We start from the raw sequence: 19,159 nt of genomic DNA on the forward strand, positions 1-19,159 counted from the left end.
CGCAGCCTCTTTGCAGGTCGCCCGCGCGCAAGCAGCCGCGGGGCGTCGTTCAGCGGTTCGGTCGGAAGAAAGCAGCCCTTAGGGGCCACGCACGCACGCGCGACACGCCCCTAAGGGCGGATAAGTCGAAGAAGGCGCAGTGCTGCGATCACGGGCGCCGTCATGGCCCGTGGGGGAAGGCTTGTCCAGCCGCTTTGACGCGAGCGCGAAACGATCCGGGGGAAGGTGGAGGGGGCCGGATGCTGCGCCCCCTCCAGGGATGTTCAGGCCTTTTCGAAGGCGACGGTGATGTCGAGTTCTACCTCGTCGGACACGGCCGGGATGCCGTAGGTCATGTTGAAGTCGGAGCGCTTGAGGACGGCGTCCGCCTCGAAGCCGATGGTCTCCTTCTTCGACATCGGGTTCGCGCCGGCGCCGGTGAAGCGGGCGTTGAGCACCACCGGCTTGGTGACGCCGTTCAGCGTCAGATTGCCGGTGATCGCAGCCTGCGTGCCGTTCACCTTCACCGCCGTCGAGGTGAAGCGCGCGGTCGGCGTCACGTCCGCGTTGAAGAAGTCCTTGCTCATCATGTGCTTGGTGAGCCCGGCGCTGGCGGTGGTGAGCTTGTTCACCGGGATGGTGATGTCGAGCTTGGCGGCCGCCGGCTGCTTGGGGTCGAGCACCAGCGTGCCGTCCGCGTCGCCGAAGATGCCGAAATAGTCGTTGAAGCCCAGGTGGTTCACCCGCCAGCCGATCAGCGTGTGGCCGGGATCGGTCTTGTAGGTGCCGCCGGTGACGCGGCTGACGTCGGTGGTGCCGGGGATCGCCATCTGCTGGGCGACGAGCGGGGTGGCGACGACAAGGGCGGCGCCGGCGAGGATCAGGGGCATGCGCATCGGAAGGTCTCCACCAACGAAAAAGGACGGCGGATTTGTCTTCCGCCGTCCCTTCGCTGTCAAACCGGCCAATGCGAAACGGGTCGTTTCGCGGGCGTTCGGTTTCTCGCCTCCGCTGCCCGCCGATCTCCCCTGTTCCGTTTGCCTCGAGTAGCCGTCGAGCTTGTCGAGACGGCGTATCGGGAGGCCGGCGCTTGCGGCTCTCTCGATACGGGCTCTCGACAAGCTCGATCCCTACTCGAGACGAACGGGGTGGAAGGAAAGAGCTCAGTTCTTGTCCTTGTCCACCAGCTTGTTGGCTCCGATCCAGGGCATCATCGCGCGCAGTTCGCTGCCGACCTGCTCGATCTGGTGGCGCTTGGCCGCGCTGCGGCTGGCCTTGAGTTCCGGCTGGCCGGCGCGGTTGTCGAGCACGAAGTCCTTCACGAAGCGGCCCGACTGGATGTCGGCGAGCACGCGCTTCATCTCCTTCTTGGTCTCTTCGGTGATGATGCGCGGGCCGGTCTTGATGTCGCCGTACTCGGCGGTGTTCGAGATCGAGTAGCGCATGTTGGCGATGCCGCCCTCGTACATCAGGTCGACGATCAGCTTGAGCTCATGCAGGCACTCGAAATAGGCCATTTCGGGGGCGTAGCCCGCCTCGACCAGCGTCTCGAAGCCGGCCTGGACCAGCGCGGTAGTGCCGCCGCACAGCACGGCCTGCTCGCCGAACAGGTCGGTCTCGCACTCCTCGCGGAAGTTGGTCTCGATGATGCCCGAGCGGCCGCCGCCGACGCCCGAGGCATAGGCGAGCGCGATGTCGTGCGCGTTGCCCGAGGCGTCCTGGTGGACGGCGATCAGGCAGGGCACGCCGCCGCCGCGGACATATTCGGAGCGCACGGTGTGGCCCGGGCCCTTGGGCGCGATCATGATGACGTCGACGTCTGCCGGCGGCTCGATCAGGCCGAAGTGGACGTTGAGGCCATGGGCAAAGGCCAGCGCGGCGCCGGGACGCAGATTGCCCTTGATGTCGGCGTCGTAGACGGCGGCCTGGTGCTCGTCGGGCGCCAGGATCATCAGGATGTCGGCCCAGGCGGCGGCTTCCTGGTTGGGGAGCACCTTGAAGCCGGCGTCCTCCGCCTTCTTGGCGCTGGGTGAGCCGGGGCGGAGCGCGATGGCGATGTTCTGCACGCCGCTGTCGCGCAGGTTCTGCGCATGGGCATGGCCCTGCGAGCCATAGCCCAGGATCGCGATCTTCTTGTTCGACAACAGGTTCAGATCGGCATCGCGATCATAGTAAACGCGCATGTTCTTCCCTTTCGGTTCGGTCTTGTGCGCCCTTGCGGGGCGGTTTGGTTCTGCGTTCCTGCGGTTGCAGGAGCGGGGATGGGATCAGGCGGCTTCGCGGCCGCGGGCGATGGCGACGATGCCGGTGCGGGCGACCTCGACCAGGCCGACTTCGCGCATCAGTTCGATGAAGGTGTCGACCTTGCCGGTGCCGCCGGTCACCTCGAACACGAAGCTGGAGATGGTCGCGTCGAGCACCCGCGCGCGATAGACCTCGGCAAGGCGCAGCGCCTCGATGCGGTGCTCGCCGCTTCCGACCACCTTCACCAGCGCGAGTTCGCGCTCGACGTGGGGACCGAGGGCGGTCAGGTCGACGACCTTGTGCACCGGCACCAGCCGCTCGAGCTGGGCGATGATCTGCTCCATCACCGGCGCGGAGGCGGAGGTGACGATGGTGATGCGGCTGATGAGGTCGTCTTCCGAAATGTCGGTGACGGTCAGGCTCTCGATGTTGTAGCCGCGCGCCGTGAACAGCCCGGCGATGCGGGCCAGGATGCCAGGTTCGTTGTCGACGATGATGGCGAGCGTGTGCCGCTCGCGCACTTCTTCCTTGATGTGCATGGTTCAGCCGATCTGGTTGAAATCTGTGGGAAAGAGGAGAGGCGGTGCCGGTGTCAGACCAGCGCCTTGGCCTCGTCGTCCATCTCGCCCGATACCTCGCTCGCCCACAGGATCATCTCCGTGTGCGCCGCGCCCGAGGGGATCATCGGGAAGCAGTTGGCGAGCTTCGACACCCGGCAGTCGACCACCACCGGCCCGTCATGCGCGAGCATCGCCTGGATCCCGGCGTCGAGGTCGTCCGGATGCTCGATGCGGATGCCCTTCCAGCCATAGGCCTCGGCCAGCTTCACAAAGTCCGGCAGGCTTTCGCTGTAACTCTCGGAATAGCGGCCCGAATAGGTCAGCTCCTGCCACTGGCGGACCATCCCCATATATTCGTTGTTGAGGATGAAGATCTTGACCGGCAGCCGGTACTGGGTCGCGGTCGCCAGCTCCTGGATGTTCATCTGGATCGAGGCTTCGCCGGCGATGTCGATCACCAGCGCGTCCGGATCGCCCAGCTGCGCGCCGATCGCCGCGGGCAGGCCGTAGCCCATGGTGCCGAGACCGCCGGAGGTCAGCCACTTGTTCGGCGCCTCGAACCCGAAGTGCTGCGCGGCCCACATCTGGTGCTGGCCGACCTCGGTCGAGATGATCGGCGCACGATCCCTGGTCGCCTCGTACAGCGCGCGGATCGCCCGCTGGGGCATGATCTCGTCCGCGCGATCCTCGAAATCGAGGCAGTGCTTGGCGCGCCAGCCGGCGATGCGGGCGAACCATTCGCTCAGGTCCGGCGTGGGATAGGCCCGCGCCTTCCAGAGCTCGATCATGGCTGCGAGCGCGCGGCCGCAATCGGCGACGATCGGCAGGTCGACGCGCACGTTCTTGTTCACGGAGGAACGATCGATGTCGACGTGGATCTTGCGGCTGTGGGGGCTGAACGCGTCGAGCCGGCCCGTGACGCGATCGTCGAAGCGCGCGCCGAGGCAGACGATCAGGTCGGCCTGGTTCATCGCCAGGTTCGCCTCATAAGTGCCGTGCATGCCGAGCATGCCCAACCACTTGTCCGAGGACGCGGGGAGCGCGCCCAGGCCCATCAGCGTGGAGGTGACCGGCGCGCCGGTGATCGCCACCAGCTCGCGCAGCAGCTGCGACGCCTCAGGCCCCGAGTTGATGATGCCGCCGCCGGTGTAGAAGATCGGCCGCTCGGCCGCGGCCAGCATCTCGACCGCCGCCTCGATCGCGGCCGCGTCGGGCTCGACCTGCGGGCGATAGGTCTTGTGCTGGATCGGACCCGGCGCGCTGTAGCGCGCGGTCGCGACCTGCACGTCCTTGGGAATGTCGATCACGACCGGGCCGGGGCGGCCGGAAGTGGCGATGTGGAACGCCTCGTGCACCACCGAGCCCAGGCGCTCCGGGTTCTTCACGAGATAGTTGTGCTTGGTGCAGTGGCTGGTGATGCCGACCGTGTCCGCTTCCTGGAACGCGTCGGTGCCGATCAGCCCGGTCGGGACCTGCCCGGTGATGACCACCATCGGGATGGAGTCGAGCAGCGCGTCGGTGATGCCGGTGACGGCATTGGTCGCGCCGGGGCCCGAGGTGACGAGCACGACGCCGGGCTTGCCGGTCGAGCGGGCATAGCCCTCCGCCGCATGGGTCGCCGCCTGTTCGTGGCGGACCAGGATGTGGCGGATCTTCGACTGTTTGAAGAGCGCGTCATAGATCGGAAGCACGGCGCCGCCAGGATAGCCGAACACGAGCTCCACGCCGAGATCGACCAGCGCCTCGACCAGGATTTCGGCTCCGCTTTTCTCGACCACGTCACGTCCTCCTTACTTCGCAGCTGCAGCAGCAGCCTCTCGGACGCAGGCCGCCTACCGACAGGAAAGCAAGGATGCAAGGCTAGTCGAACAACTTTTGTTCAAAAAAAGCTTCCAAGTCGCATGATTCCGTCGCGGTGGCGCGGTGCCAGTCGGCGGGCGGCTGGTTCCGGAACCAGGTATATTGGCGCTTGGCATATTGGCGCGTGGCGAGGCGGCTCTCGGCAAGTGCCTGTTCCCGGCTGATTTCGCCCTGAAGATAGGCGGCGATCTGCGGCACCCCGATTGCACGGCGTACGGGTGCGTCCGGGCTCAGGTCCTCGCGGGCGAGCAACGCCGCCACTTCCTCGACCGCGCCGCCTCCGAACATCGCTTCGAGCCGGCGGTCGCAGCGCTCGACCAGCCACGGCCGGTCGGGGAGCAGGACGAGCGGCACCAGGTCGATGCGGTCGGCGATGCCCCCCTCACGCGCGGCCTGCCACTCGGCGAGCGGCCGGCCGGTCGAGCGCACCACCTCCAGTGCGCGGGCCACCCGCGTCGTATCGCTCGCGCGCAGCCGCTCGGCCGCCTGCGGATCGAGACGGGCGAGCGCGGCGTGCGCCTCCGCCACGGGGAGCGCGCGAACCTCTGCGCGAATGGCCGGGTCGATCTCCGGGACCGGGGCGATGCCGTCCAGGAGCGTGCGGAGATAAAGGCCGGTGCCGCCGACCAGCACCGGCAGCCGCTCCTCAGCCAGCGTCGTGTCGATCGCCGCGCGCGCCTCTGCGGCCCAGCGGGCGGCGGAATAGTCCTCGCCGCCGTCGACATGGCCGAAGAGGCGGTGGGGAACCTGCGCTTCCTCTTCCATGCTCGGACGCGCGCTCAGCACGCGCAGGTCGCGGTACACCTGGGCGGAGTCGGCATTGATGACGGTGCCGCGGTGGCGCTCCGCGACAGCGATCGCGAGCGCGGACTTGCCGCTCGCGGTCGGCCCTGCAATGAGCGCCACCTTCGGCAAAGGGGTATGCACCATGTTCATCGCGACGCTGATAGCAGCCGAACGCATCGGCGCAGGCGATATTTCGGCAGCGGCGGACCGGCTGGCGGCGGCGGGCTGTGCGCCCGGCGCGTTTCGCTGGATCGAGGAAGGACGCGCGGCGGACGTGCCGTTCGCGCACGGGCCGGATCTCGCCCGCGGCGTGCTGGAAGGCGCCTTTGCGGGCACCGACGTGGTGGTGCAGCCCGCCGAGGGACGCGCCAAGCGGCTGCTGATCGCTGACATGGATTCGACCATGATCACGGTCGAGTGCATCGACGAACTCGCCGACTATGCCGGCATCAAGCCGCAGATCGCCGAAGTGACCGAGCGGGCGATGCGCGGCGAGCTCGACTTCGCCGCTGCGCTGGACGCGCGGGTGGGGCTGTTGAAAGGGTTGGGCGAGGACGCGATCGAGCGCTGCCTGGCCGAGCGCGTGCGGATAACGCCGGGTGCCGAGGCGCTGGTGAAGACGATGTGCGCGAACGGGGCGGAGACGATCCTGATCTCCGGCGGCTTCACCCGCTTTGCCGAGCCGGTCGCGCGCCAGATCGGCTTCGGTCGGGCGATCGCCAACCGGCTGATGATCGCCGACGGCGTGCTCGATGGGACGGTGGCGAAGCCGATCGTGGACTCGGCGACCAAGGAAGCGACGCTGGTCGAGGCGATCGCGACGCTGGGGCTCGATCCGGCCGAGACGCTGGCAGTGGGCGACGGGGCCAACGACCTGGCGATGATCCGCCGGGCAGGGCTAGGGGTCGCGTTCCATGCGAAACCGATCGTGGCCGCGGCGGCGGGCGCGCGGATCGATCATGGGGATCTGTCGGCGCTGCTCTATGCGCAGGGCTATGCGCGCGATCGCTGGGTGCTGGATTAAGCCAGCCGTAGCCCGGCGGAGGCCGGTCCGGTTACGGTGGTGGCGCGGTGGCGCGCAACCGTCGGAGCTTTCCCAACTGGGCCCCGGCCTTCGCCGGGGTACAGTGAGAGGGGGCGAGGCGTTCTGTCGCTGCAGCTACGTGGCTTGCCGTGCGTAGCCCTGGGCTCCCGCCTGCGCGGGAGCACGGTTGCGGGAAGAGCGCGCCTGCAAACGGATAGGCGTACTCCCGCGCAGGCGGGAGTCCAGGGTTGCAGGAGGCTGCGGCCGCGGCTCGCCCTGCGCTTGCGTCAGCGCAGCGCGACCCTCGTCAGCGTTTCACCGGGAGGCAGGACTTGACGGCGGAGCAGGCGCGCGTGGCCTCTGCGCTGGAGGTATAGGGGCCGACCAGCAGCTTGGTGACGGCGCCGGCCTGGACGTATTCGGGGGTGCGGCCCGGGAACTTGGCGCGGACCTGCGACCACAAGGCCTGGGCGCCGCCGCTCTCGCGGAAGGCGCCGAGCTGGACGCGCCAGCCGCCGCTGGTGGCGGGGGCGGCGGCGGGCATCGCTGGGCGGGCGGGCGCCACGGCGGCCGGGCGGGGGGCCGCAGCTGGTGCCGTCGCCGCCGGGGCCGCCCGAACCGGGGTAGGGGCCGGTGCGGTGCGTACCGGAGCCGGCGTCGCTGGTGCAGTCCGGGCAGGTGCCGCCGGGACCGCTGCTGGAGCTGCCGCGGCGACCGCGGTGGCGGTCACCGGGGCGCGTGCCGCCTGCGCCTCGATGGTGCGGGCCATCTCCAGCCCGCGCTGGCGATCCTGGAGCGAGACGTACTTGTCCATCTGCGCCAGAGTCTGCGACGCCTGCGGCAGCCCGGAACTGGAGGCGCGGGTCATCAGCGCATAGGCGCGGACCCAGTCCTTCGACACGGCGTCGCCGTTGAACAACATGGTGCCGAGCACGAACTGCGCACGCGCCTCGCCGCGGGCGGCGGATTGTTCGAGCCACTTGACCGCCTCCTGGCGGCGGCCGTTCTGGAACAGCGCCAGGCCATAGTTGGTCACCGCCTGCGGATGGCCCTGGGCGGCTGCCTTGGCATACCACTGCTCTGCCTGGGCGAGATCGGCGGGCACCCCGCGGCCGAGCTTGTACGCCTGCGCGAGGTTGAACTGGGCGTCCGGATCGCCCTTCAGCGCCGGGCCGCGCCATTCCTTCACCGCGCGGGCGAAGTCGCCGCGGGTCCAGGCGTCCACCCCGTCCTTGACGTCGGCAAATGCCGGCTGGCCGAGCAGCAGCAGGGCTGCGGTCCCGAGAAAAAGCTTGGCTCGCATGGTCTTCATCCTTCCGCGTCGCTGCCCGCTTATCGCGGCGTGCACCCGGGCGCCACCCTCAGGGGGCTTCCGTGCGTGCGCGTGCGGGCATGCTCGTGCCGCCTCCATTAACCCAATCTTATTCGGAAGCGGGACAGGTTGCGCGTGCAATCAAGGGACCGGGAATGGGTGACGTGCAGGCGGCTGGGGCAGGGGTGGAATGCTGAGGAGCCGTGCCCTGTTTTCCGTTGGCGCTTCCGCCCTGTTGCTGGGCGCGGGATGCAGCACCAGCGGCTCCGGCGACCTCGCCGTGGCGAGCGACGCTGCAGGCGCGCGCAGCCAATCGCGGATCGACAAGCTCGTCAACAAGGCGGAGGTCGCGATCGCGGAGCATCGCGGCTCGGCTGCCGTGAAACATGCCGAGCAGCTCGTGGCGCTGTCGCCTTCCGACGCCGACCATCGCGCGCTGCTGGCGCACGCCTATCTGCAGGCGGGCCGCTTCGCCTCGGCCGCGCAGGCGGCGGGCGATGCGCTGGCGCTCGATCTGAGGGAGCCGCGGGCGGCGCTCGACCTGGCGCTCGCACAGACGGCGCTCGGCGACTGGACCGCGGCGCGGGCGACGCTTGCCACTTATGCGGAAGTTCTGAGGCCGGCGGATCGCGGGCTGGCGCTGGCGCTGGCAGGGGATCCGATCGGCGGGGCGGTGCTGATCGGCGAAGAGGCGCGCGGCGCTGCCGCCAGCGCGACCGCGCGGCAGAACCTGGCGCTGGCGCTCGCGCTGGGCGGGCGCTGGGCGGAGGCGCGCGCCGTAGCGGCCGTCGACCTGACCGGTGACGAACTCGAGCGACGAATGCGCGAGTGGATGGTGTTCGTGCAGCCGACGACCTCCTCGCAGCAGGTGGCGACGCTGCTGGGTACCGAGGCGGTGGCCGATCCGGGGCAGCCGCTGGCGCTCGCGCTGGTGCGCCCGGCTGCGGCGGCACCCGTGGCAGTGGCACAGGCGCCCGCGCCGGTAGAGGTGGAACAAGCCGCCGCAACGCCCGCCGGTGGTGTTCGCTTCGCGCCGCTGCAGGAAATCGTGCAGCCGATCGCCGCGCGCGTGGCGGCTTCGCAGGATGCACCGCGGTCGGTCGAAGCGGCCACGCCCACGCGGGGGCGCTATTACGTGCAGCTCGGCGCGCATGAGGATGCGGCCGTGGCGCAAGACGCCTGGGAGACGGCGCGGCGCCGCTATCGCGCACTGGCAGGGCTCACCCCGTCCGGCGTGGAGGCGCGGGTCGGCGAGGGCCGCTTCTACCGCCTGTCGGTGGGCGGCTTTGCGCGGCCGGAAGCGGTGTCGCTGTGCGAGCGGCTGCGCGCGCAGGGCGGGGCCTGCTTCGTCCGCGCGGAGGCGGGCGATCGGGTGGCCGCCTGGGCCGCGCGCGAGCGGCAAGTCGCCGCCCGCTGACCGGCGGGCCGCTTCAGAGGAAGCGGCCGCCCTTCATGACCTTCAATGCCTTCCCCTGCACCGGCAGGCCGTCGAACGGCGTGTTGCCGGCCTTGGCCGCCATGCGCTCGGCCGAGATCAGCCAGGGTGCGTCGGTGTCCGCGATCACCAGGTCGGCGGGGCTGCCGGCCGCCAGCGTGCCCGTGTCGATGCCGAGCACGCGCGCCGGGTTGACGGCGAGCAGCGCGAACAGGCGATCGAGCGTGAGGAGGTCGTCGCGGACCAGGCCCAGGCCAAAGGCGAGCAGCGTTTCCGCACCGGCCATGCCTTCGCTCGAATCGGTGAAGGGCAGGCGCTTTTCCTCCGGCCCGCGCGGATCGTGGCCCGAGCACAGCACGTCCACCGTCCCGTCGCGGATCGCCGCGAGTGCGGCCTGCCGGTCGCTCTCCGAGCGCAGCGGCGGCGAGAGGTGGGCAAAGGTGCGATAGTCGTTGAGCGTGTTGTCGGAGAGCAGCAGGTGCGCGGGCGTGATGCCGCAAGTGACCGGCAGCCCCTTCGCCTTGGCGCGGCGGACGAGGTCGAAGCCGGCGGCGGTGGTGACCTGGCGGAAGTGGAGCGCGGCGCCGGTCTCCTCGACGAGCATCAGGTCGCGTGCGATCGCCAGCGCCTCGGCCATCGATGGCGCGGCCGGCAGGCCGAGCCGGCTGGCGGTCTCGCCCTCGGTCGCGACCGCGCTCCCGGTCAGCCCGCCGTCCTCGGCATGGGCGATGACCGTCAGGCCGCAATCGCGGGCGTAGCGCAGCACCTTGCGCATCACGCCGGAGTCGCCGATCCAGCGGCGACCGGTCGCCACCGCGCGCGCACCGGCGCCGGCGTTGATCGCCATCTCGGCGAGGTCGGTGCCCTGGAGGCCGCGGGTGGCGGCGGCGATCGGGTGGATCCACAGGTCCGGCTTGCCGGCCTTGGCGGCGCGCTCGACGATGCCGGGATCGTCCAGCACCGGGGACTGGTCGGGCATCAGGCCGATGCGGACGATGCCGCCCGCGCGGAAGGCGGCCGGATCGACCGCGAACACGCCCAGGTCGACGATGCCGGGGGCGAGCAGCTTGCCGCGCACGTCGATGCGCTCGGTACCTTCGGGCACCGCCACGTTGCCCACTGCCGAGATGCGATCACCCTCGACCAGCAGCGTGCCGGTAGAAACACCCTTGGTGGGGCAGATCAGCGTCGCGTTGACGAAGGCGAGGGTCATGCCCAGCCCTCCACGCCGCGCGAGCGCCGGGTCAGCACGTCCAGGCAGGCCATGCGGACGGCGACGCCCATCTCGACCTGTTCGGTGATCGCCGAACGTTCCAGGTCGTCGGCGACCTCGGAGGTGATCTCGACGCCGCGGTTCATCGGGCCGGGGTGCATGACGAGCGCGCCGGGCGCCGCGCGCTTCAGCCGTTCGGAGGTGAGGCCGTAGCGCATGTGATACTCGCGGGTGGAAGGAATGAAGCCGCCGTTCATGCGCTCGTTCTGGAGGCGGAGCATCATCACGACCTCGGCGCCTTCGAGCGCTGCGTCGAAGTCGGTGAAGGGCGTCACGCCCATGCGCTCGATCTCCGCGGGCATCAGCGTCGAGGGGGCGACGACGCGCACTTCGGCGGCAAGCGTCGTCAGCGCCAGGATGTTGGAGCGGGCGACGCGGCTGTGGAGGATGTCGCCGCAGATCACGACCTTGCGGTGGGCGATGGCGCCGGTGCGGCGGCGGATGGTGAGCGCGTCGAGCAGCGCCTGCGTCGGATGCTCGTGCCAGCCGTCGCCGGCGTTGAGCACCGGGCAGTCGACCTTGCCGGCGATCAGCTTGACGGCGCCGGAAGCGGAATGGCGGATGACGATCACGTCGGCGCGCATCGCGTTCAGCGTGACGGCGGTGTCGATCAGCGTCTCGCCCTTCTTCACGCTCGACTGGGCGGCGTGCATGTTGACGACGTCGGCGCCCAGCCGCTTGCCCGCGATCTCGAACGACAGCAGCGTGCGCGTCGAATTTTCGAAAAAGGCGTTGATCTGGGTGATGCCGTCCAGCCGGCGGTCGCTCTGGGCGCGGCTGCGGTTCGCCTCCACCCATTGTTCCGCCTCGTCGAGCAGGAACAGGATCTCGTGGGGCTGGAGGCCTTCGATGCCGGTCAGGTGGCGGTGCGGAAACACCGCGCCCCCGGGGATCTGGGCGGCGGGGCTGTGATCGGAACTATGCATCGAGGGGATCGCCTAATCCCCGCCGCGGGCACGCGCAAGGCGTGCAGGGCTAGACTTGATCGAGCTGCCTTACCCTCCTCTTCCGTTTGCCTCGAGTAGGGATCGAGCTTGTCGAGAGCCCGTATCGAGAGGGCCACAAGCACCGACCTCTCGATACGCCGTCTCGACAAGCTCGACGGCACCTCGAGGCAAACGGGAGGGAGTGGACGAGCCTAAGAAGTCAGGCGAGGCGCAGCCGGGGGCGGCGGCCGAACACCGACGGCGCACCGGCGGTGAGCGCCAGGTAGAGCGCCATCAGGCCGGCGAACCACATCGCGTCGTTGCGGGCGAGCATCCACACGATGGCGGGGGTGAAGTTCTCCGTTCCGCCCAGCACCATCGCGGTGAGGTAGGTCACGACTTCATAGGCGACGAACGCGCCGGCGATCGCAGCGATCATGCGCGCGAGCGAGAGCGTGCCGGTGGAGCCGCGCACCGCATGGGCGACGCCGAAGCCGGCGAGCGTGCTCACCGCGATCGCGACGCCGCGAAGGATCGTCATCGGGTCGGTCGGATAGCCGAGGAAGCCGAAGCCGATGATCTGGTTGAGCAGCCATGCGCCCAGCACCGCCATGATGCCGGCGCGGCGCGAAAGCGTGAGCGCCGAAGCGGCCGCAAGCGCTGCGAACGGGGTCATGCAGGCAAGCGCGAAGCTGCCGAGGACGGCGGCGCCGTCGATCGCGACGAGCCAGCTGAGGTCGCGGGCGGAGCTGCTGCTGCGGGAAGCCATTACTATCATCCTGTCTGTGTTCGGCGCCCCATAGCGCAGGAGCGGATGCGCGTCAGCTGTTCACCAGCGCGTCGATTGCCGCCTGCAAAATATGCGCGGCGGCCATTTTGTCCACTGCCTCGGCACGCTTGGCGCGGCTCATGTCCTGCTCGATCAGCACGCGCTCGACGGCAACGGTCGACCAACGCTCGTCCCACAGCAGGATCGGCTGGCCCAGGTCGTCGAGGTTGCGGGCGAAGGCACGGGTCGACTGGGTGCGCGGCGAGTCGGTGCCGTCCAGGTTGAGCGGCAGGCCGATGACGAGGCCCACCGTCTGGCGCTCGGCTATCAGCGCGACCAGCGCGGCCTTGTCCTTGGTGAATTTGGTCCGGCGGATCAGCACGGCCGGGCTCGCGAAGCTCCAGCCGGCGTCGCAGGCGGCCGTGCCGATGGTCTTGGTGCCGACGTCTAGGCCCAGCAGGCGCCCGCCGTTGGGAAGCGCTGCACGGAACGCGGCGGAGTCAGTGGTGATCATTGCGCCTTCCACGCCTTCAGGCGGCGCGCGGCGTCGGCGCGCACGCTGCCCCAGAACAGGCTGTAGTCATAGACGTGATAGTTGTTGCCCGGCAGCACATAGCTGCCGACGTCCGGCGGGCTTGCGCCGATCAGCAGGAAGCCGCGCCCGTCGCAGCGCGCCGCCACCCGGCCGGGTTCCAGCGTCGCGTTGGTGAGGTTGGCGTTCGGGAACAGCGTGCCCTGATTCGCGCTCGCCGGCGCGTCGGCGCCGGGCGTGCCGGTGATCGGGTTGGTGCAGATCAGCGGCGTGCCCTTGCGCGAGGCGCCGGTGAAGCCGTTGGTCGCATCGAAGGTGTCGGTGATCAGGCGCGGATCGGCGGGCTCGGCAAAGGCCTGCCACGACAGGATGCAGCCGGGCTGGTCGGCCGCGGTGCATTCGGGGAGGCCGAGTGCCGGCAGGTCCGCGGTGCGCGACACCGGCCAGCCCACGACATAGGCGGCGACGATGCGGCGGGCGAGCGGCTTGCCCGCGACCCGATCGTGCAGGAGGCGGGTGAGGTGCAGCGAGCCCTGGCTATGCCCGGCAAGCACGATCGGACGGTTCGGGTCGACTTGGCTGAGGAACGAATCGAACGCCTGCAGCACGTCGGCATAAGCGAGATCTAGCGCGCGCTCCGCATCGCTCACGGTCGTCAGGAATGCGCCGAACGTCGCCTGGCGATAGCGCGGTGCCCAGACCTCGCCCATGGCGTTGAAGGCGCTTGCCTGGCCGCGCAGGAACAGGGCAGCGCGCGCATTTGCCTCCTCGTCGGCGAGCGGCGCGTTCCACTGGTTCTTGCGGAGGTAGGAGGTCGGGTGGATGAAGAACACCGCTGCCTCTGCCCGCGCCGGCACGCCCATGCCGGGCGGCGTCCAGCGCGCCGGGTCGTTCGCGGTGCCCGGCCGCGCGAGCCACATGTCGGGCTGGGCATAGGCATCCGGTGCCACGGCCGGCTGGTCTGCGAAGCGGGCACTCGGGACCATGCTCCAGCGCAGGATCTCCGCGCCGAACATCCGAAATGCAAAGGTGCCGCCGAGCGCGAGCATGACCAGAATTGCCACTCCGTAGAGGAATTTGCGCGCCACGCGGGCTCTCCGTTGTGCAGTGCAGCATCGAGGAGGTCGACGCAACCGGCTTCCCGTGCGGCAAGCATGCGCATTACGCAACCGTCGGGCCACGTGGCGCAGAGGCCGCCGGCCGCTTGTGGCGGGGGTGCGGGGATGCTAGCCGCGGACCCATGTCCGTAGACACTGCAACCGTGAAGCGCGTGGCGAGCCTCGCGCGCATCGCCATCACCGATGCCGAGGCGGAGCGCCTGGCGCCCGAACTCGGCAACATCCTGGGCTGGATCGAGCAGCTGGGGGAGGTGGATACCTCCGCCGTTGAGCCGATGACCGCCGTCATCCCCAACACGCTGCGCCTGCGCGAGGACGTCGTCACCGACGGCAACGTGCGCGACGCGGTGCTCGCCAACGCGCCCCAGGCCGAACATGGCTTTTTCACCGTGCCCAAGGTGATCGAATAGTGACCGAGCTTACCGACCTGACCGTCGCCGGCATCCGCGACGGCGTGCGCTCCGGCGCCTTTTCCGCGCGCGAAGTGGCCGACGCGTTCGTGACCGCGGTGTCGCGCGCCAAGGATCTGAACGCCTTCCTGGTGGAGACGCCCGACCATGCGCTCGCCGCCGCCAAGCAGGCGGACGACGCCCGTGCGGCCGGCGAGACGCTGAAGCCCCTGGCCGGCGTGCCGATCGGCATGAAGGACCTGTTCTGCACCAAGGGTGTGACGTCCACCGCGGCGAGCCACATCCTGGAGGGCTTCACGCCGACCTATGAGTCGGCCGTGTCGCAGCGGCTGTGGGACGCGGGCGCCGGCATGCTCGGCAAGCTCAACATGGACCAGTTCGCGATGGGCTCGTCCAACGAGACCTCGGCGTTCGGCAACGTGATCTCGCCGTGGCGGCGGGGCGGCGGCGACAATGCCCCGCTCGCACCCGGCGGCTCCTCTGGCGGCAGCTCGTCGGCGATCGCGGCGCGGCTGTGCCCGGCGGCGACCGGCACCGACACCGGCGGCTCGATCCGTCAGCCCGCCGCCTTCACCGGCATCAGCGGCATCAAGCCGACCTATGGCCGCTGCTCGCGCTGGGGCGTGATCGCGTTCGCGTCGTCGCTCGACCAGGCGGGACCGATGGCGCGCGACGTGCGCGACTGCGCGATCATGCTGGAGGCGATGTCGGGCTTCGACGTGAAGGATTCGACCTCGCTCGACCTGGCCGTGCCGAAGTGGGAGGCGGGGCTCTCGTCCAACCTCGCCGGCAAGCGCGTGGGCATTCCCAAGGAATATCGCGTCGACAACATGCCGGCCGAGATCGAGGCGCTGTGGCAGCAGGGCATCGACTGGCTGCGCGACGCGGGCGCCGAGATCGTCGAGGTGTCGCTGCCGCACACCAAATACGCGCTGCCGGCCTATTACATCATCGCGCCGGCAGAGGCGTCGTCCAACCTCGCGCGCTATGACGGCGTGCGCTATGGCCAGCGCGAGTTGCCCGAGGGCGCCAACCTGCAGGACATGTACGCCGCGACCCGCGCCGCCGGCTTCGGCGACGAGGTGAAGCGCCGCATCATGATCGGCACCTATGTGCTCTCGGCCGGCTTCTACGACGCCTATTACACGCAGGCGCAGAAGGTGCGGACGCTGATCGCGCAGGACTTCGAAAAGGCTTGGGGGCAGTGCGACCTGCTGCTCACCCCCACGGCGCCGTCGGCGGCGTTCGCGCTGGGCGAGAAGTCCGACGATCCTATCGCCATGTACCTGAACGACGTCTTCACCGTGCCGTCGTCGCTCGCCGGCCTGCCGGCGATGAGCGTGCCGGGCGGTCTGGACGCGGGCGGCCTGCCGCTGGGTCTCCAGGTGATCGGCAAGCCGCTCGACGAGCAGGGTGTGCTCAACGCCGGCCTCGCCATCGAGGAGCGCGCCGGCTTCACCGCACGTCCCGAGGCGTGGTGGTGAGATGGCTCGGCGAACTCCTCTTCCAGTTTTTGGTAGAGGCGTTCGTCGAATGTTTGATGCGATTGCGGATCGGGCGGAACCGGCTTCGGACCGCCACCCGTGAGCGACAGAAAATTCTGGCACGGCGCGCTATCGACCGCGCTAACAGACGGAAGAACCGATGACTGACTACCGCATCCGTGGCGCGACCGGCGACTGGGAAGTCGTGATCGGCCTGGAGGTCCACGCCCAGGTGACCTCCAACGCCAAGCTGTTCTCGGGCGCGGCGACTGCCTTCGGTGCGGAGCCGAACACGCAGGTCAGCCTGGTCGACGCGGCCATGCCCGGCATGCTGCCAACGCCCAACAAGGAGTGCATCCGCCAGGCGGTGCGCACCGGGCTGGCGATCGACGCGCAGATCAACAAATGGTCGCGGTTCGATCGCAAGAACTACTTCTACGCCGATCTGCCGCAGGGCTATCAGATCAGCCAGCTCTACCACCCGCTGGTGGGCGAAGGCCGGCTGCTGATCAGCCTGGACGAGAAGGATCCGGACGCCGAGACCAAGGAGATCGGCATCGAGCGCATCCACGTCGAGCAGGACGCGGGCAAGCTGATGCACGACCAGCATCCGACGCGCTCCTATGTCGACCTCAACCGCTCGGGCGTGGCGCTGATGGAAATCGTCAGCCGCCCGGACATGCGCTCGCCCGCCGAGGCCGGCGCCTATGTCCGCAAGCTGCGCACGATCCTGCGCTATGTCGGCTCGTGCGACGGCAACATGGAGGAAGGTTCCATGCGCGCCGACGTGAACGTCAGCGTGCGCAAGCCCGGCGAGCCGTTCGGCACGCGGACCGAGACCAAGAACGTCAACTCCGTGCGCTTCGTCATGGCGGCGATCGAGTATGAGGCGAAGCGTCAGGTGGAGGTGCTGGAGGACGGCGGCCGCATCGTTCAGGAGACGCGGCTGTTCGATCCCGACAAGGGCGTGACCCGCTCGATGCGGTCGAAGGAAGACGCGCACGACTATCGCTACTTCCCGGACCCGGACCTTCTGCCGCTGGTGCTCGACGACGCGTTCCTGGAGGAATGCCGCCAGTCGCTGCCCGAGCTGCCGGACGCCAAGCGCCAGCGCTACGAGCAGGCGCTGGGGCTGTCCGCCTACAACGCCGCGGTGCTGACCGCCGAGGCGGAGACGGCGCGCTGGTTCGAGGCGCTGCTGGCCGAAAGCGCGCTGGTCCAGAAGAAAAGCGAGAGCGAGGTCGCCAAGGCTGCGGCGAACTGGCTGATCTCCGACCTGTTCGGTGCGCTCAACCGGCTGGGCAAGGACATCGGCGAAAGCCCGGTGAGCCCTGCGCAGGGCGCCGAGCTGCTGGGCCTGGTCGCCGACGGCACCATCTCCAACACGCTCGGCAAGCAGGTGTTCGAGATCATGCTGGAGACCGGCGAAGGGGCCGGCACGATCGTCGAGGAGCGCGGGCTCAAGCAGACCAGCGACACGGGCGCGATCGAGGCGGTGATCGCCGAGGTGATGGAGAAGAACGCCGACAAGGTCGCCGACTATCGCGGCGGCAAGGACAAGCTGTTCGGCTTTTTCGTCGGCCAGACGATGAAGGCGATGGGCGGCAAGGCCAACCCGGCGGTGGTGAACGAGCTGCTGAAGAAGACGCTGGGGTAAGGCGCTTCGGAGGGGCGACGCGCGAACCCGCTCGTGTACCCCGGCGAAGGCCGGGGCCCAGTTGGGAGGCGCGCGAAAGGGCGCGCACGCTTCCGATCCGTCTTCGTATTCCCGCGTAGGCGGGAATCCAGGGCCACGCAGAACAACGGGTGCCGGCGTTCGGAACCCTGGGCTCCCGCCTTCGCGGGAGCACAAACGGCTGTGGGAAAGGGAGCGGCCTTCACCTCCGTCCCGCACCTGGGTCCCGGCCTTCGCCGGGATACGGGTTGCGCTTTGGGCGAGCACCGGCGGGCTGACCACCGGCGGAACCTCCCGCAGCATCTGCGCGTCGGTACACGCATGACTGCCGCTGCTCTCTCGCTTCCCATGCCGCTCCAGCGCCGTCTGGAGCGCGAGAGTGCCTCGCTGTTCGCAGGCGGCGGCATGCCGCACATCGACTTCAGCCGGCCGGCCGGGGAGCCCGCGCTTGCCGCCGCCGACTCGGTCTCGTGGCGGGTGTTCAAGAACCCGGTGTCGCTGTTCATCGGCGGCGTGGCGGCGGTGCTGCTCGAACTCGGCGAGCCGCGCGTGCGGTCGGGCGTCTGGGAGCACAGCAGCTTTCGCAGCGATCCGGTGACGCGCCTGCGTCGAACCGGGCTTGCCGCGATGGTCACGGTCTACGCGCCCGCCAGCGTCGCCGAGGCGATGATCGCCGGGGTGGGCCGCCAGCACGCCCGCGTGCGCGGAACGACGCGGGAAGGGCAGACCTATGCGGCGATGGATCCCGAACTGCTCGATTGGGTGCAGGCGACGGCCTCGTACGGCTTCCTGATGGCCTACCACCGCTTCGTCCACCCGCTGGACGCAGCCGATCGCGACCGCTTCTGGCGGGAAGCGCAGCCGGGCGCGCGCCTGTTCGGCGCCACCGGCACGGCGGCCAGCGAGGCTGGGTGGGCCGCCATGCTCGCGGCCATGCTGCCCAAGCTGCGTGCAGCGCCCGAGATCCACGAGTTCCTGGCGATCATGCGGGACGCGCCGGCATTCCCGCGTGCGCTGCGCCCGATGCAGCGGCTGCTGCTGCGTGCCGCCGTCGACCTGCTGCCGGCGAGCGCGCGGGAGGTCCTGGAGCTTGGGCCGGAGGCAGGGCTGCCGCGCGGCGGTGCCCGGCTGGTGCGGGCTGCGGGCATGGCGGCGGACCGGCTGGTGATCCGCAGCGCACCACCCGCGCAGGCATGCCGCAGAATGGGTCTGCCCGCGGAGTGGCTGTACCGCGCCGCCTGAGCGACGCGGTACCCGGCCGATTACTGCTGCGTCAGATCCTGGTTCTTGACCACGCCGCCGGTGCCGGCGGTGCCGGCGAACTCGCCCGGCGGATCGAGCGGGGAGGTGGTGCCGACCTTGGACCCGAGCCGCTCGACGTCGTCCGAACGGGCCTGCACGGCCTGCTCGATGTCGGTGCGGGTGTCGTTGTCCGCTGCCGGATCACTGTCGGGGTGGGGGCTGCGTTCGCGATCGCTCATGAAACTCTCCTTTACGCGTGCATGATCGGCTGGCCGGGGGCCGGCGTGATCACCGGGTCGGCGCCCGGACTGGGATAGTCGATGTCCGGACCCGGCGGGCTGATCTCCGGCGGGGGCGCCGAAGGCTGGCCGGGCTCGGCCGGCTGCGGCGGTGCCTCTGGCTGGGGCGCGTCGGGCGCCGCCGGGTTGCCGGGCGGGGGCGGTGCCCTGTCTCTTATACACATCTGTGCGTGGAAAGGGGGGGGGGGGGGGGGGGGGGGGGGGGGGGGGGGGGGGGGGGGGGGGGGGGGG

At 69.7% G+C, this 19,159-nt stretch carries 19 protein-coding genes; 6 read left to right on the plus strand and 13 right to left on the minus strand.

Annotated features, from left to right (window positions below; all coding sequences use genetic code 11):
* Positions 1–263 precede the first annotated feature (263 nt).
* The 5 genes from VPH46_RS15040 to miaA form a co-directional block, all read right to left on the minus strand.
* Positions 264–875, minus strand: a complete 612-nt coding sequence (locus VPH46_RS15040; protein ID WP_416612489.1) for a YceI family protein — start codon at positions 873–875, stop codon at positions 264–266.
* A gap of 267 nt (positions 876–1,142) precedes the next feature.
* Positions 1,143–2,162, minus strand: a complete 1,020-nt coding sequence (gene ilvC / locus VPH46_RS15045; RefSeq protein WP_125962288.1) for a ketol-acid reductoisomerase — start codon at positions 2,160–2,162, stop codon at positions 1,143–1,145.
* Positions 2,163–2,246: 84 nt separating this feature from the next.
* Positions 2,247–2,762 carry an acetolactate synthase small subunit gene (gene ilvN, locus VPH46_RS15050; protein ID WP_125962287.1) on the minus strand — a complete coding sequence of 172 codons (516 nt, stop codon included), beginning with the start codon at positions 2,760–2,762 and terminating at the stop codon, positions 2,247–2,249.
* A gap of 53 nt (positions 2,763–2,815) precedes the next feature.
* Complete coding sequence (locus VPH46_RS15055; RefSeq protein ID WP_416612492.1) at positions 2,816–4,561, minus strand: acetolactate synthase 3 large subunit; 1,746 nt, start codon at positions 4,559–4,561, stop codon at positions 2,816–2,818.
* A gap of 82 nt (positions 4,562–4,643) precedes the next feature.
* On the minus strand, positions 4,644–5,573 hold the full coding sequence (gene miaA, locus VPH46_RS15060; protein WP_416612494.1) for a tRNA (adenosine(37)-N6)-dimethylallyltransferase MiaA: 930 nt from the start codon (positions 5,571–5,573) through the stop codon (positions 4,644–4,646).
* On the opposite strand from miaA, the gene serB reads away from it, so the two are divergent.
* Positions 5,572–6,453, plus strand: a complete 882-nt coding sequence (serB, locus tag VPH46_RS15065; RefSeq protein WP_416612496.1) for a phosphoserine phosphatase SerB — start codon at positions 5,572–5,574, stop codon at positions 6,451–6,453. The two genes, miaA and serB, sit on opposite strands and share 2 nt — an antisense overlap.
* Positions 6,454–6,760: 307 nt before the next feature.
* Here the strand turns inward: serB and VPH46_RS15070 are convergent, their stop codons facing one another.
* A complete protein-coding gene (locus tag VPH46_RS15070) occupies positions 6,761–7,756 on the minus strand; it encodes an SPOR domain-containing protein (RefSeq protein WP_416612498.1) in 996 nt (331 codons plus the stop codon).
* A 199-nt stretch (positions 7,757–7,955) separates the two neighbouring features.
* Here VPH46_RS15070 and VPH46_RS15075 point away from each other — a divergent pair, with 199 nt between their 5' ends.
* The gene (locus VPH46_RS15075) at positions 7,956–9,182 is read left to right on the plus strand and encodes an SPOR domain-containing protein (protein ID WP_416612500.1); all 1,227 of its coding nucleotides are present in this window, start codon (positions 7,956–7,958) and stop codon (positions 9,180–9,182) included.
* Between the two features lie 13 nt (positions 9,183–9,195).
* Here the strand turns inward: VPH46_RS15075 and VPH46_RS15080 are convergent, their stop codons facing one another.
* The 5 genes from VPH46_RS15080 to VPH46_RS15100 all read right to left on the minus strand — a co-directional run bounded on the left by VPH46_RS15080 (position 9,196) and on the right by VPH46_RS15100 (position 13,788).
* Positions 9,196–10,413, minus strand: a complete 1,218-nt coding sequence (locus VPH46_RS15080) for a dihydroorotase (protein ID WP_416612502.1) — start codon at positions 10,411–10,413, stop codon at positions 9,196–9,198.
* Entirely contained in the window at positions 10,410–11,399 is a 990-nt protein-coding gene (locus tag VPH46_RS15085) for an aspartate carbamoyltransferase catalytic subunit (RefSeq protein WP_416612504.1), read from the minus strand. Before VPH46_RS15085 ends, VPH46_RS15080 begins: the two co-directional genes overlap by 4 nt.
* A 220-nt stretch (positions 11,400–11,619) precedes the next feature.
* Complete coding sequence (locus tag VPH46_RS15090; RefSeq protein WP_416612506.1) at positions 11,620–12,168, minus strand: hypothetical protein; 549 nt, start codon at positions 12,166–12,168, stop codon at positions 11,620–11,622.
* A gap of 52 nt (positions 12,169–12,220) precedes the next feature.
* Positions 12,221–12,682, minus strand: a complete 462-nt coding sequence (gene ruvX / locus VPH46_RS15095; RefSeq protein ID WP_416612508.1) for a Holliday junction resolvase RuvX — start codon at positions 12,680–12,682, stop codon at positions 12,221–12,223.
* A complete protein-coding gene (locus tag VPH46_RS15100) occupies positions 12,679–13,788 on the minus strand; it encodes a DUF3089 domain-containing protein (RefSeq protein WP_416612509.1) in 1,110 nt (369 codons plus the stop codon). Before VPH46_RS15100 ends, ruvX begins: the two co-directional genes overlap by 4 nt.
* Before the next feature lie 152 nt (positions 13,789–13,940).
* Between VPH46_RS15100 and gatC the strand changes: the two genes are divergently transcribed.
* The 4 genes from gatC (at position 13,941) to VPH46_RS15120 (ending at position 18,629) form a co-directional block, all read left to right on the plus strand.
* Complete coding sequence (gene gatC, locus VPH46_RS15105; protein ID WP_125962276.1) at positions 13,941–14,228, plus strand: Asp-tRNA(Asn)/Glu-tRNA(Gln) amidotransferase subunit GatC; 288 nt, start codon at positions 13,941–13,943, stop codon at positions 14,226–14,228.
* Complete coding sequence (gene gatA / locus VPH46_RS15110) at positions 14,228–15,712, plus strand: Asp-tRNA(Asn)/Glu-tRNA(Gln) amidotransferase subunit GatA (protein ID WP_416612512.1); 1,485 nt, start codon at positions 14,228–14,230, stop codon at positions 15,710–15,712. Before gatC ends, gatA begins: the two co-directional genes overlap by 1 nt.
* 160 nt (positions 15,713–15,872) lie before the next feature.
* Positions 15,873–17,369: an Asp-tRNA(Asn)/Glu-tRNA(Gln) amidotransferase subunit GatB gene (gene gatB / locus VPH46_RS15115; RefSeq protein ID WP_416612514.1), complete on the plus strand. Its 1,497-nt coding sequence runs from the start codon at positions 15,873–15,875 to the stop codon at positions 17,367–17,369.
* 339 nt (positions 17,370–17,708) lie between these two features.
* Positions 17,709–18,629, plus strand: a complete 921-nt coding sequence (locus tag VPH46_RS15120; protein WP_416612516.1) for an oxygenase MpaB family protein — start codon at positions 17,709–17,711, stop codon at positions 18,627–18,629.
* 20 nt (positions 18,630–18,649) lie between these two features.
* On the opposite strand, the gene VPH46_RS15125 is transcribed toward VPH46_RS15120, so the two are convergent.
* Positions 18,650–18,868 (minus strand): hypothetical protein, encoded by a 219-nt coding sequence (locus VPH46_RS15125; protein WP_125962272.1) that lies wholly within the window; start codon positions 18,866–18,868, stop codon positions 18,650–18,652.
* 11 nt (positions 18,869–18,879) lie between these two features.
* Positions 18,880–19,092 (minus strand): hypothetical protein, encoded by a 213-nt coding sequence (locus tag VPH46_RS15130; RefSeq protein ID WP_416612518.1) that lies wholly within the window; start codon positions 19,090–19,092, stop codon positions 18,880–18,882.
* Positions 19,093–19,159: the final 67 nt, after the last annotated feature.

Origin of the sequence: Sphingomonas sp. MJ1 (PH-R8), assembly GCF_048058635.1 — a bacterium.
Taxonomy (GTDB): Bacteria; Pseudomonadota; Alphaproteobacteria; order Sphingomonadales; family Sphingomonadaceae; genus Sphingomonas.

Bases quoted from the DNA above. Each gene is read 5' to 3' on its own strand.
- VPH46_RS15040 (WP_416612489.1), bottom strand. From the start codon at position 875: ATGCGCATGCCCCTGATCCTCGCCGGCGCCGCCCTTGTCGTCGCCACC.
- ilvC (WP_125962288.1), bottom strand. From the start codon at position 2,162: ATGCGCGTTTACTATGATCGCGATGCCGATCTGAACCTGTTGTCGAAC.
- ilvN (WP_125962287.1), bottom strand. From the start codon at position 2,762: ATGCACATCAAGGAAGAAGTGCGCGAGCGGCACACGCTCGCCATCATC.
- serB (WP_416612496.1), top strand. From the start codon at position 5,572: ATGTTCATCGCGACGCTGATAGCAGCCGAACGCATCGGCGCAGGCGAT.
- miaA (WP_416612494.1), bottom strand. From the start codon at position 5,573: ATGGTGCATACCCCTTTGCCGAAGGTGGCGCTCATTGCAGGGCCGACC.
- VPH46_RS15070 (WP_416612498.1), bottom strand. From the start codon at position 7,756: ATGCGAGCCAAGCTTTTTCTCGGGACCGCAGCCCTGCTGCTGCTCGGC.
- VPH46_RS15075 (WP_416612500.1), top strand. From the start codon at position 7,956: ATGCTGAGGAGCCGTGCCCTGTTTTCCGTTGGCGCTTCCGCCCTGTTG.
- VPH46_RS15080 (WP_416612502.1), bottom strand. From the start codon at position 10,413: ATGACCCTCGCCTTCGTCAACGCGACGCTGATCTGCCCCACCAAGGGT.
- VPH46_RS15085 (WP_416612504.1), bottom strand. From the start codon at position 11,399: ATGCATAGTTCCGATCACAGCCCCGCCGCCCAGATCCCCGGGGGCGCG.
- VPH46_RS15090 (WP_416612506.1), bottom strand. From the start codon at position 12,168: ATGGCTTCCCGCAGCAGCAGCTCCGCCCGCGACCTCAGCTGGCTCGTC.
- ruvX (WP_416612508.1), bottom strand. From the start codon at position 12,682: ATGATCACCACTGACTCCGCCGCGTTCCGTGCAGCGCTTCCCAACGGC.
- gatC (WP_125962276.1), top strand. From the start codon at position 13,941: ATGTCCGTAGACACTGCAACCGTGAAGCGCGTGGCGAGCCTCGCGCGC.
- gatB (WP_416612514.1), top strand. From the start codon at position 15,873: ATGACTGACTACCGCATCCGTGGCGCGACCGGCGACTGGGAAGTCGTG.
- VPH46_RS15120 (WP_416612516.1), top strand. From the start codon at position 17,709: ATGACTGCCGCTGCTCTCTCGCTTCCCATGCCGCTCCAGCGCCGTCTG.
- VPH46_RS15125 (WP_125962272.1), bottom strand. From the start codon at position 18,868: ATGAGCGATCGCGAACGCAGCCCCCACCCCGACAGTGATCCGGCAGCG.
- VPH46_RS15130 (WP_416612518.1), bottom strand. From the start codon at position 19,092: ATGTGTATAAGAGACAGGGCACCGCCCCCGCCCGGCAACCCGGCGGCG.